9 protein-coding genes are annotated in these 12,252 nt (G+C 66.8%); 2 read left to right on the top strand and 7 right to left on the bottom strand.

The features are described from left to right. Positions 1-92: 92 nt before the first annotated feature. Both E6R60_RS26475 and E6R60_RS26470 read left to right on the top strand, forming a co-directional pair. Positions 93-953, top strand: coding sequence for a hypothetical protein (locus E6R60_RS26475; protein ID WP_136329178.1), 861 nt, complete (start codon positions 93-95; stop codon positions 951-953). A 219-nt stretch (positions 954-1,172) separates the two neighbouring features. Next, positions 1,173-1,475, top strand: coding sequence for a hypothetical protein (locus tag E6R60_RS26470; protein ID WP_136329177.1), 303 nt, complete (start codon positions 1,173-1,175; stop codon positions 1,473-1,475). Here the strand turns inward: E6R60_RS26470 and E6R60_RS26465 are convergent. The 7 genes from E6R60_RS26465 to E6R60_RS26440 form a co-directional block, all read right to left on the bottom strand. After that, positions 1,451-2,041 carry a hypothetical protein gene (locus E6R60_RS26465; protein ID WP_136329176.1) on the bottom strand — a complete coding sequence of 197 codons (591 nt, stop codon included), beginning with the start codon at positions 2,039-2,041 and terminating at the stop codon, positions 1,451-1,453. The two genes, E6R60_RS26470 and E6R60_RS26465, sit on opposite strands and share 25 nt — an antisense overlap. A gap of 64 nt (positions 2,042-2,105) precedes the next feature. Then, positions 2,106-3,212 carry a DUF2637 domain-containing protein gene (locus E6R60_RS26460; RefSeq protein ID WP_168713680.1) on the bottom strand — a complete coding sequence of 369 codons (1,107 nt, stop codon included), beginning with the start codon at positions 3,210-3,212 and terminating at the stop codon, positions 2,106-2,108. 101 nt (positions 3,213-3,313) lie between these two features. Further along, the gene (locus tag E6R60_RS36815) at positions 3,314-3,805 is read right to left on the bottom strand and encodes a hypothetical protein (protein ID WP_168713679.1); all 492 of its coding nucleotides are present in this window, start codon (positions 3,803-3,805) and stop codon (positions 3,314-3,316) included. An 87-nt stretch (positions 3,806-3,892) separates the two neighbouring features. Then, positions 3,893-4,540: a hypothetical protein gene (locus E6R60_RS26455; protein ID WP_136329174.1), complete on the bottom strand. Its 648-nt coding sequence runs from the start codon at positions 4,538-4,540 to the stop codon at positions 3,893-3,895. A gap of 38 nt (positions 4,541-4,578) precedes the next feature. Further along, on the bottom strand, positions 4,579-7,710 hold the full coding sequence (locus tag E6R60_RS26450) for an NAD(+)--rifampin ADP-ribosyltransferase (RefSeq protein WP_136329173.1): 3,132 nt from the start codon (positions 7,708-7,710) through the stop codon (positions 4,579-4,581). Further along, positions 7,707-9,710 (bottom strand): GNAT family N-acetyltransferase, encoded by a 2,004-nt coding sequence (locus tag E6R60_RS26445; protein WP_136329172.1) that lies wholly within the window; start codon positions 9,708-9,710, stop codon positions 7,707-7,709. The genes E6R60_RS26450 and E6R60_RS26445 overlap by 4 nt, the downstream gene beginning before the upstream one ends. Positions 9,711-9,996: 286 nt before the next feature. Further along, the gene (locus tag E6R60_RS26440; RefSeq protein WP_136329171.1) at positions 9,997-12,153 is read right to left on the bottom strand and encodes a hypothetical protein; all 2,157 of its coding nucleotides are present in this window, start codon (positions 12,151-12,153) and stop codon (positions 9,997-9,999) included. Positions 12,154-12,252: the final 99 nt, after the last annotated feature.

Here is a 12,252-nt window from a genome sequence, read left to right as displayed (position 1 = left end):
CCCCGCACAGAGCCCCGCCACTCTTCGCTCCACCACACCGCTGACGCCTTGCGCGGCGAGTCATGGGATCGTGCGCGCCCGAAGGGTCTGCCGTGCCGAAGAATCATGCCCGTTCCCGCGCCGCCCGTGAGCTGCGCGACCTGCTGCAGCCTGTCCGCGTCAAGCACACCGAGCTCCTGAAGCTCCTCGCCGACCAGCGGTGCCTGGAGCTCGTCGGCCTCATGGAGTTCTTCGGGGGTGAGGTCACCACCCATGCCGAGGCCGTGCACATCCTGGACACCGACCCCCGGTTCCGGACGCTGTGCGAGACGTGCGGCTGGTCTCTGTCCATGATCTGCCCCGAGTGCTCCCAGGGGTGCGGCTGCTCCACGGACTGCACCGGCTGGCGTCATCGTGAGCACGGCAGCGAGGATGACGACTTCGGCGACGGTGACCCGTTCGAGGACGAGCACGGAGAGTGGGACGAAGACGAGGACGAGGAGTACGAGTACGAATTCGCGGAGCCGGTCGAGGAGGCCGAGCCCCTGCAGGTCGCTCCCCCGGTGGAGGAGGACCTATTTCCTCCCCGGGCCGCTCCCCCGGTGGAGGAAGACCTGTTCCCTCCTCGGTTCGCGGAGGCGGTCGAGGAGGAGGAAGCTACGCTGATTGAGACGATCACGGCTGACCTGACCTTCGAACAGAAGATGCAGCTGGCGAAAGAGTTGCACCTCGGCTCGCTGGTCTTCCGCGAAGGGGACCGGATCTGTGCCGCACGTCGGCTCCAGGGATCCTTCATCGATGAGGACCTGGAGGACGAGGGGGAGGACGCCACAGTGCGGTTCGACGTGCCCGCAGGCGCCAAGGGGCGCATCTTGAAGGTCCGCCAGTACGTGGCCCCGTTCCCGTACGTCGTCATCTTCGACAACAACGTCGAGCTGTCCGTTCGGCAGGACGACGTGTCGCGGATCAGCTAGCGGATATCGTACGGGTAGCGGGCGGGGATTCCTGTGGCTCTGGTGCGGCCGTTCCGAGGCCGTACCCCGCCCGCTTCTACAGGCCCCACAATGTGGGGTGTGACCCGCCAAACTTCCCCGTACGTCAGGGCGTTCAGTGTGCTCCTGGCCGTCTTCTGGGGCCCTGTCGTCCTGTTCCTGCTCTGTGCTGCTGTTGGGCTGTTCATGGGGTAAATCCCCATGACTGAGAATTCGCAGCGGTGGGAGGGCACACTGTGGCGCATGTATGTGCGCAAGGAGCCGTCCCCGTCGCGCCGGATCCGGGTTGTGCGGCCGTACACGGACAAGGATTACCGGCAGCAGCGGATGCTGATGGTCCACGGTGGGGCGCCGGAGGAGCAGGAGCGGATTCCGGCGCGGCCGTGGTCGCCGCAGTCCGAAGTGGAGTGCCGTGAGGCCAGGCTGCAGAACGAGTTGGATGACTACGAGGCCGAGCAGCTGCGGCGGAGCGGTGGCCGTTACAGGGGCGGGGACTGGCCGTAAGGGCGGTAGGTGTCGGTGCCCGGGTTGAGTGTCTGGTTGATCTGGGCGGTCTGGGCCCAGACTGCGGCCTGCCACTGCTGGGTGTTGTGGGCGCTGGCGGCCTGCTGGCGTGCGCGGCGTTCGGCTGCGTCGTACTCCGAATTGATGTACGCCTGGTCGGCGGCCTGTTGTGCTTCGGCGGCAGAGATGGCGTCGTGGGGGCGCAGGTGCGCGGTCTGCGTGATGACGGCAAGCAGGAGGAGTGCGCCGACGGCAACGGGGGTGGCGGTCCAGGCCAGGATGGGGTCGCTCCCGGCGAGGGCGAGCGGAATCAGAACGAGCGCGAGGGCGGCGGCCGCCAGGATGACGGTGGTGGCGGTGCGCAGGCGGTAGGGCAGTTTCTCGACGGTCAGGCCGTTTTTGCTGTTCAGGCCGTAGACGGTCTTGCCGTAGGGCGGGTGGTTGAGTGGGGCGAGGCGTGGTGAGCCGTCGGGGGCTTCGCCTCGGCAGTAGTAGTAGATGCCGTCGATCTTGATCCAGACGTCGGACAGGACGCCGCCGCTGGCCGGTACTCCCCCATGTGTCATGGGAGAGACGGTAGCGGCGGCGTCCGGCGGCGGGAAGCGACCCGACCCAATGAGGGTATTGGCGTCAGGGTCTTGCTGCGGTCACTGCGGGCACGGCGGTCAGTTGCTGAGGCTTGGGGGCGCGGGCCTTGGCGCGAAGACGGGAAAGCTGGCCGGTGTCGCAGTCGGCGAGCTGGGCGACGGCCTTCTCGGTGAGGGTGATGCCGTGCTTCTGGCTGAGCTGATCGACGATAGTGACGTAGTCGGCGATGTCGTCGCCGGTCCGGCTGCCCTTGGGGGGCGGGGCCGGGAGGTCGGCGAGGAATGCGGCCTGGGCGGCGGGGGATGCGTTGGTCTTGCCGCCGGTGAGGAGCTGAAGGCGCGGCGCGGGGGCGGCAGGGGTGGGGGTGATGATGGCCTTGGGCTGGGGCTGGGGCTGCGCCTTGAAGGTGGGGGTGGCGGTGATGGTGATGCGGTCGAGCGTGGCGGCCGGGGCCGGGGTGGCGATCAGGACGCGGCGCCAGGCGGCGGGGAGGGGCTTGTTCTTCTTCTTCGAGTCGTTCTGCCAGGCGCTGGCGAGCTGCTTGATCACGGTGTCCTGGCTGACTTCCCAGAGCTTGGTGAGGCGCCACGCCTGGAAGGTGCGGAACGGGGAGAGGATCCAGTGGATCTTACGGATGGCCGGGAGGGGGGCGGGGCGCAGGCCCTGGATGATTTCGTGGTCGCGGCGCATCTTCTTGGCGTTGCGGAGCTTGCCTCGGAGCATCATTTCGTGGCCGATGATCCAGACGGCCGGGGGCAGGGCGTGGAAGCCGACGGCGACGGGGTCGGGCCAGGCGGCGCGGATCTGCAGGGCGAAGGTGCCGAGGGAGAAGGTGGTGACGATGGCGCGGATGCCCCATGCGGAGCGGCCTGCGTTGACTTCCTGGACGGCCTTGCGGGAGTAGGCGAGGATCGCGAGGTCGGCGAGGGCAGCGACGACGACGGCCTGGTCCTGGGGGAAGTCGACGTACAGGGCGAGGGTGTAGAGGGTCTGGTAGCCGACGTAGAACCCGCCGAGGGCCAGGAGGTAGATCATGGTGTCGGTGAGGGTCTTGTCCCAGTTGACCGTGGAGAGCTTGGTTCTCCAGGTCGGGGGTGCGGACACCAGGCGGGCGGGGCGGGTACCCTGAGTGTGGGCCACTGAACTCATGTCTTGGTAATCCTTTGGCGGGATGGCTAAGAGGTTCGGCTCTGGCAACGCCCTCAGTGATTCGACCCGGGCAATGGGTCGCGCTGGGGGCGTTGGTTTTTTCAGCTGGCCTGGGTGACGTGCCAGGTCTCGATGGCGCTCAGGCGGTTCTCGTGGTCGGCGGGGTACTGCTGGTCGCGGTTGTTCTGGATGCGCGTGATGCGGGCGAGGAGGGCGTCGGCCTGTTCCCGGATGGCCTTGATCTCGTCTTCGTCGATGTAGTCCGGGAGCGGCTGTTCGTCGATCTCGGGGCGGAGCCGGGAGGTGTTCCATCCGCCGGTGGCGTCGATGTCTCGCTCCTTGAGCCTCTTGTAGAGGTGGCCCCGGCCGCTGTAGGGGCGGCCTTGGGCGGTGAGGATGTCTCCTGCGCGGTGGCGTTCGACCCAGGCGGCCTCGGTGAGGTCCATGTTGATGGTGTCGAGTCCGGCGGCTGCGGCGGCGAGGTCGCGGAGAGTGTCGCTGACCTCGTGCATCTGCGTCATGACGGGGGTCATCTGCACGCTCGACAGATCGGCGACCCTGCTGGCCGGGGCGGTTTTGCGGGTGGCGGGCATGGCGCGGCCTCCTTGGCGGTAGCGAACGACCCCCACCTTAGCGCACGCACGAGTGCACTGGCCAGTGGGTGGGGGTGTCGAGTTCGCTTACGCAGCCTGAGCGGCCACCATCACGGCGTCCTTGAACTTCTGCAACTCCTCGACCTTCGCCTTCAGAAGGGCGATCTCATCACCCTTCGCCTTCAGCTCGGCGGAAAACTCGGCCCTGGCCGCCGTCTGGATCTCTGTGATGAGCCTGGTGGCCAGTGCCCCGATTCCGGGCTCGGTGGCGGACTCGACCGGCGCGGTGGCTGCATTGGCGACGGGGGCAGCCTTCTTACGCTGAGTAGGCACTTTGGCGGCAGGGCGCCCGGTCGGCCTGTTGCGCTTCGTTCCGAGGACACCATGCGACTTGCGGCGGTGAGACCCCAGCCCGGCACCATTGCGGAACGGTTTCTGGCACTCGGGACAAACGAGCCCGGCCGGTTCCTTCTGGTCGGTGTCGGGGGCGTCCGAGGCGGCCTCGTCCTGCTTCTTCACCGCGCTGAGCAGCCCCATATCGGCCAGCTTCTTCTTCAGCTGCGGCGGGGCCATCGGCGTCGTCAGCGAGAACGTCTGCCTGCTGCCCTTCGGCGGGATAATGACGACGCTCAGGGACCGGCGCTCGACGTCCCATCCCGCCTTCTCTGCCGAGGCCAGAGCCTCCTGGATGTGCTCGGGAATCTCCGGCGCGGCCTTCGGTGTGGTGGTGACCATGTGGTGATGTCTCCTGGCTGTGTGGTGGTCGGCAGGTGCTAGAAGGAGGTCCTGCCGTTAGGGATGGTGCCAAGGCGTGTCTGGTGGCAGGTTCCTCCGATGTGGGTTTCCACCATCACAGCCTGCCACTGAAGTTCAGGTACATGCGGCATGAAACGGAAGTGCTTGTCCACGTACTTGAGCGTCATGTGGGGGTTCCACCCGTGCTCGGAGGGGAGGTTGTAGCCGTGTCCCTCCAGGTAGCGGGCGAGATCGGAGTGCAACTGTGCGCCGCCGGGCATGTCGATGGACGCACAGAGCACGTGCTGGTCCTCGGCTGCGTTGGAGAACTTCAGAACACCACCCGTACGGACGGTGACGGGCTTCTGGCGGGCCGCCCACGAGCTGACGATCTCGGGCAGCGCGGCCAGCTGCTCCTTGGTGTAGTCGGACTTCTTGCCGAGGTAGGCAAGCGTGACGTGGAGGTCGTCGGCGCTCTGGCCACCCTCGTAAACAAGCTGTGCGGCAATCTCCGGCGGCGGTGAGAGGGCCACCATCACGCCGGAGGAGTTGTCGACGGCCGCCGCCTCAGCGAAGAGTGCCTGCTGAAAGGCGGCGCGCTTGGGGACCGGGTTCCGGAAGTGCGCCGTGGCACTGAGGGCCGCGTGCTTGTCGACGGTGTGGGAGAAGTCGTAGTGGTGCTGGTGGCCGCCGGGCTCGCCCCAGGTGATGGCATGGACGCCGACGGGGGCGCCGGGGCGGAGCGGTACGCGGTAGTTGCCGGGGTAGTCGGGGCCTTCGGCCATCTCGTGCCAGAAGTGCTCGCCGCTGGGCTCGTGGGCGTGGAGCGTCACGGTGGTGGACTTCTCGCCCGGTGCGCGGTTCTCGTGCTGGTAGGCGGCGGCGTCGTCGGAGACGCCCTTGTTGCGGGTCCAGAACTCTCCCAGGCCGCCCGTGCCGCCCTTCAGCGTCTCGTTGTCGATGTCCGGGGTCTGCTTGTGGAGCTCGGACAGCAGGAGGTGTGCGCGGGAGGGCAGAGGCTGTCTGGTGTCGTGGATGAAGTCGTGCTTGGCCGGGTCGAGGGAAACGTTCATGCCGCGCACGAGGGTGCCTTGCGGAGTGTCTCCGTCGGCGGCCTGGCGGAAGAAGCCGGTGAGGCGGTTGATGGCCTTGTCGTAGTTGTGGAGGCCGACGTAGCCGATGTGGAGGGTGCCGTCGTCAAGGTCGCGGTGCAGGACTCGGTGGCCGCGCGTGGCCTTGGTCGAGCGCCAGCCCTTGAGCGGCCCGGTCAGGGCGTGGGTCTGCAGTCCCTCGCCGCCCTGAGCGAGGGTGTCGACGGTTGCGGCCACGCGCTTGCGGGACGCGGCGTCGAGCTTGCTCATCTCCTTGTGCGCGGCCGGATGGAAGGAGACCGCCCGGGGGGCTACAGCCCCAGTTCCACCTTCAGCTGCTCCCACGGCACGTGCTGCTCCGTCGGCGTCTTTGCCCTCTCCTGCAGCTCCCTGGTCAGCTCGGGGCTGACTCCGTGGTTTCCCTCGTCCTGCGGTTCGGGGGCTTCCGTGGTCATCGTTCCCTCCGTGCCTCTGCGTGATCTTCACTTGGTCGGGATGAAAGGCGATAGCACTGGTGTGCTTCTCGTCGGCATGGAAGCCGTTGTGGGCACCCTCGAACTCGTTGCCGTAGGTGATGCCGTCGTGGCCCTGGCTCTTGAGGTGGTCGCGGAAGCCGTGGGCGATCTCGCGGGCATCGGGCCGGGGGTTGCCGTCGTCGCCGTACTTGATGTGGAACTGCCACTCGTCCGGCTCCGTCTGTGCCCGGTAGGCCGGGTTGCGGAAGGACGGGCCCATGTCGTGGCCATTGTCATGGGCCCAGTGAACGGCTTCCTTGTCCAGGTCGTGCTCGGAATCGTAGTGCTTGGGGTTCTTCAGGTTGAGCTGAGCGTGGTAGACGTGGCCTCCGCCCTGGCGCTGCGCGAACTCCTGAGCAACACGGTGGTCGCTGGTGAAGTGGGCACCAAGGTGGCTGTTCCAATGCTTGGCGTCGTCGTCATCCTGAACCGTCTTGTTCTTGTCCAGGTCAAAGCGGTCGAAGGACGCTCCAGAGCCGTGGTACCACTCCTGCGGCTGCTCGGCCGCCTGCTGGAGGAGTGCAGCGGTGGTCTTGTCCGGCCCGGCGTCCGGCGGGGCCTGGTAGTGCTCCGGATTGGCTCGCATGTGCTTGTCGGCGGCCTGGTGGTAGTGGCTGAACTCCGCGCGCGCGTCGCCTCCACGGGAGTGATGGTCCCAGAGCATGGCGCCGTAGTTCCGGCTGAAGGCGGCGTCGTGGCCTTCGGACTGTCCGGTCTCGTGCCGGAAGTGGTGGGTCATCTCGTGGATGAGCGCGGCCTCGTGCATGTGGCCCGGGGTGAGGCCGATCTCCGGTCCACTGTCGCCGTACTGACCGCTGTGCCAGTACACGCTTCCGCCGCCGCCTCGCCGGTCAACGATCCTTGGAGAGGAGATCCCCTCGGCCTCCGCGATCCGGTCAGCGTGGTCCTGCGCTTCGCCGATGTGGGCGTAGGGCTGGTGCTTGTGGTTCTTCGTGAAGGTGGTCTCGGCGAGGTAGTGCTGAGCCGTGGGCCAGTCGAAGTCCTTGCCCTTGGCTGCCGCACGCTGGAAGAACGCGGTCACCCCCCGTGTGGAGGCAGTGCGGTGTCCGCTGCCCTCTTCCTCGCAGCAGGCGGTGTGGTGTCCGTAGCCGCAGTGCGCACAGTGAGGCTCCTTGGTCATGGCCTCGCCGCACTCCTCGCACCCGTCGTGCTCAAATTCGTTGTCGTGCTCGGGAACGTAGGTGGAGTCGTGCTCCTGAACCACGCGAAGAGGGTGTCGACTCTGGCGGGACCCGGCAGCCTTGGCATCTTCAGGCAGTTCGTCCGTATCCATCTCGTGGGGGCCGGTGGGTTCCACCTGGTAGACGCGGGGGCGGGCGCCCTCGTGGCCTTCAGGGTCGTCTGCTGACTCGGCAAAGTGGTGGGCGATGTCGGAGCGATGGGTGAAGAAAACCCGGTCGTTCGGCTCGCCGTACCCCTGATTCGACTTCCGTCCAGGCTCGATCAGGTCGCCCGGCTTGAACGGGTACCGAGTGCCATGGAAGTAGGACTGCTCCACTCCTCCAGTCTGCCGAAAGAACGCGGTCGCGCTGAGGTCGGTCATGCTGCGTTCTCCTGGTCCGTGGCGGCGGCCACGCCGTCGTGGGCGTGCTTCCAGTCAATGAGCTGCTGCAGGGGTGCACCGGGGGCCTTGTCGAGGGCCTTCCAGGTGGCGTTGGCGGGGTCGTAGAGGCCCGTTCCGTCGGGCCCGAATGCACTGTGGCGGTCAGTGTGGAGGTAATCGTACAACGCCGCGCCCTCGCGTTCGCGGACTCCTGCGGGAAGCTCGCCGACGGCCTTGATGAGGGTCTTCAGTGCGTCGAAGACGTCCCAGGTGGATTCGGGGAGTTTCTCGGGACCGAAGTCGTCGGGGACCTCGACGGGGCGGACGGCCCATTCGTCGCGGGTGATGTCGTAGGCGGCGTACGGCTTGATGGCGCGGATGTCGTAGCTGCCGGGATTGACGTACCAGGTGTTCTCGTACGGACCGGTGGCATCGCCATCGGGGCCCGGGAGCATGCAGTGGTCGTTGTTCATGCCCTCGCGAAGTTCGTCGGTGAGCTTCTTGTCGAGGGCGCCGTCGGGTTCGCCGGTGAAGGCATCGACGTGGTGGCGGGCGGCGTCGTAGTCGATGCCGATGAGGATGTCGAGGTCGTCGTTGCCGTAGAAGTGGCTGGCTTCGGATCCGGCGAGGTAGACCCGGGCCCAGGACTGCCAGGAGTCGCCGTACTTCGGGGACCAGAAGCCCTGCAGCATGCCGAGCAGGTGCTGGCGGACGGCGGGGTGCATGCGGTCGCCGTCGAAGAGGCGGGGGTCGAGCCCCTTCTTCCCGGGGGCGAAGAAGTGGTCGCGGGGCAGCCAGTCGTGGTGGTGCTGGTAGGGCTGGGTGTTGTCCGGGACGGGGGTCGTGGTGGCCTGGCGGGCCGGGAGGTGATTGAGGTGGTCGTCGTCGTCGTCGTCCCAGGTGTGTGCGCCGTCGATCGAGGCTTCGTGTGGGCTGAAGGCGATGGCGGAGACGTGGCCTCGCGGGCCTTCGTGCTCGTTGCCGTAGGTGATGCCGTCGTGGCCCTGGGCCTTGAGGTGGTCGCGGAAGCCGTGGGCAACCTGATCTATCCGGGGGTGCTGCCGGAGGGCTGTTTCTTTGGTCTCGGTCTCTCCCATGTAGGGGTCGTTCACCTGCGGCATGTCCTGTTTGAACGAGGGGTGCGTCGCAGCCCAGTCGTGGGCCTCGTGGGTCAGGTCGTGTTCGGAGGTGTAGTGCTTCGGGTTCTGTGCGCTCCAGGAGACGTGGTGCACCGTCCCATAGACGCCTTCGGCCAGTTCTATGGCGGTGAGGTGGTGGGAGGTGAGGTGGATGCCGAGGTGGCTGTTCCAGTGCTTGCCGTACTCCTGGTCGGCACCCGCCTTGGTGTGGCCTTCCTCGAAGCCGGTCTCTTCGAGGTTGTGGGGGGAGGAGTGGTACCAGCGATCGGGCGGGCCGTAGACGCCCAGTTCTGCGGTCCGGATCAACGCTGTCCTGCTGTGGCCACCGTCGGGAAGGGTCCCGTCGCAGGTGGCGTCGTCAGGGCTGTCGGGGGGTACGGTGCGGCCGCCGTCGCAGTGGTAGCACTCGGAGCCAATGCCGTGTTCACCGGTGCCGCCACAGCAGGGGCAGGGCTTGGAGGCGGACGCCATGGTGCGGCCTCGGGTGACCTTCTTGTCCCTGGTGTAGCCATTCCACCAGGCTTTTCCTGCAGGGGTGCGGTCGCCGTGGTCGATGGGGGTGCCGGGGTGGCGGCGCTGCATTTCGTCCATGAGGGCTGAGCCGACGCCCTTGCGCTGGTGCGTCTCCTTGGTGGCGAGTTCCTCTACGAGGATCTTGTCGGCCTTGCGGCGGGGGACGTGGTAGGTAAGGGTGCCCATGCGGTCGCCGGTGGCGGGGTCGTGGGCATGGAGGTGGATCTTTGTCGGGCGTTTCGTGCCGCCGGTGTCGATCTCTTCGTGCTCGAAGCTGGGTTCGGCCGCCTGTGCGGCGGTGGCACCTGCCTGCCGTCGGAAGAAGTCTGTCGCGCTGATGTCCGTCATCCCTGCACCTCCAGTCCTTCAGGGCTGGGGTGCGGCTCCGAACATGAGGGGAGCCCCCCGGTGGTACCTGCCCGGGGGGCTCCGCGTGTCTCGTGTGCGTCACTACAGGATGTGTGTTTAACCCCGCTTTGCAGCGGGGCCCCGCCAAGGTAGACCCATCCAGAGAGAGAGCCGACCGTACGGTCTGTCGCTCTCCTACGCGCCAACCGCACCGTGATGCGGCCCTTACACGAGACGGTGCCATCGTGCCATGTCTGGGCCGGTGCGGCAAGGACGCTATTGCTGGTCAGCGGCGCCCGTACCCGGGTCGGCCGCGTCCGGGGCCTCGGTCCCAGGTGTCTCGGCCGGTGCGGGTGCGGGTGAAGCTGCGGAGCGCGTCGATGCGTGCCTGGCTGTCGTAGTCGGGCTGAGCTGTGTCGTTGGAGCGGGGGCTGAAGCCGTGCATGCCGCCTTGCATGGCTCCGATGGGTCCGGCCTGTTTGAGCTGGTCAATGTAGCCGGTGATCCAGTCGCCGATGAGGGACCAGGTGGTGATCATGATGGCGTCGGCGATGTCCTTGGTCTGGACGGGGCCGATGGTGGGGTGGTCGACGCGGTTCTGGTTGGGGGGCTTCTGGAGGAACTGGAGTTCCAGTTTCCCTTCGGGGTAGTCGGGAGCGTGGACGAGGCCCATGTTGATTGCTGCCTTGAACGTTTCGGCGTACTTCCAGTTGAGAGCGTTGGTCGCGGTGCGCTCGAAGACGCTGACCTTCTTCGGGAGGCGGTTGCGGGCGACCTTCTTGACGAGCTTCTGGATGCTGCCGACGCTCTGGTACTGGTCGAAGGTGAATTCTTCGGGCTGGTAGGGGGCGATGATCTCGTCCCAGATCCAGTCCTCGACCTCTTCGTAGTCGATGGTGTGGTTGGGGAAGTCGGCGGGGTCGAAGTGGTGGATCTTGTCGAAGATGACGTGGGGGCGGCCCTGGGCGTCGGTTTCGGTGTGTGCGACGGCGATGCCGAAACGGCAGTTGACGCTGGAGGGGTCGGCGTGGCCCTTGTAGCCGTAGGCGAGGATGCCCTGGGTGGTGGGGAGGATGATCTGGCCGCCGTAGTGGGCGGGGCGGTCGTACCAGGGTGAGAAGACGGCCTCGACTTTGTCCTTGTCGAGGTAGGCGTCCATGACGGTGGCCCACTGGGCACGGCGCTCGACGGCGAAGGTGTCGGGGTCGGCTTTTTCCAGCTTCCGCATCTGGTCGTCGTAGGTCTGGATGGCGTTGCGCAGGGGCTTGAACGTCGGCGGTGGGGTGTCGTCGTATTCGCCGTTGTCGCCGGTGAAGTTTTCGGGGAACAGGGGCAGGGTGTCGGCGATCTGCCAGTCGAGGTAGATGTCCCAGGAGGCGAGCTGGATCATCATGATCGCGGGGTAGGCGGGGGTGCCGTCCGGTTCGAGTTCGACGGCGCGTTCGTAGTTCTCGAAGAACTTGCCGGTCATGGCCCAGGGTGAGCTGGGCTCGATGAGGAAGCCGTCCTTGCCGAACTGGTCGAGGGAGGGGGTGGCGGAGTCGTAGACCTCACCGGCGGAGCGGTTGGCGCCGCTCGCGACGACGTGGGCCATCTCGTCGAAGCCCATGATGAAGGAGGCCGGGCCACGGCCTGCCATGAGCGTGGACTCCTTCGGAAGGATCTCGAAGGTGGCCATGTCGAGGGCGGTCTTGATGCCGCGCTTGGCCATTTCGTCCATGCGGATGAAGTCGTGAGGTGCGTAGACGGTCAGGCGTTCCCCGAGGGAGCTGGCGATGTACGGGGCGAAGCAGGGGCTGCCGGTGACGACGTTGACGAGGTCGCGCCACAGGTTCTGCTTGGCCTGGTCGCGCTTGCCCGCGAAGATCAGGCAGGCGAGTTTCTTGTCGCGGTCGACGCCGTAGAACTCCTGGGGGTCGGACTTGGCCATGTACGTCCATAGGACGTAGGCCATGGCGAGGCCGCTGATGTGGCCCTTGCCTGCGCGGCGGCCCATGACGAGGAGGATTTCGCGGAACCACTGGTATCCGGCGGCCTTGGCGGCCCGCATCCGGCCGAGGAGGTCGGGGGTGCCGCCGATCGGCATCTTCGGGGCGTCTTCGTTCTGCTCCAGCTCGGTGGCCAGTTCGAGGGCGCTGAAAGTCGCGTCCTGTTCCAGGAGGGCTCGCGCGGCCGCGCGCTGCTCGTTGGTGTTCTTCGCGGTGCGGTACTGCTCGTCCCACTCGGCGACGACCTGGTAGTCGTAGTCGGTGAACAGGTCCTCGCGCAGGAAGAAGCACTTCAGGAGGGTGGCCTGGCGGGGGTAGAGGTTGGGCCGGTTCAGGTACTGGGGTGAGACAACGAACGTGATCGGGTCCGGTACGTCGAGCCCCAGGTAGAGCTGGTGGATGCTGGCGGGGTCGAACGTGGCGAGCGGTGAGCGGTCCTCGGTAGGGCTGGTCATGGCGGGCGTCCTCCTCGCCCCTTGGGGTGGCGGACGGGCCCGGGTACAGCAAGAGGCCCTCCTCGGATGAGAAGGGCCTCACCGTATCGACGTTTTGAT

This window comes from Streptomyces sp. A0642, from assembly GCF_004795105.1.
Classification (GTDB): Bacteria; Actinomycetota; Actinomycetes; order Streptomycetales; family Streptomycetaceae; genus Streptomyces.
Note: the sequence above shows the minus strand (reverse complement) of the source record. Positions and strands in the feature narration are given on the sequence as shown.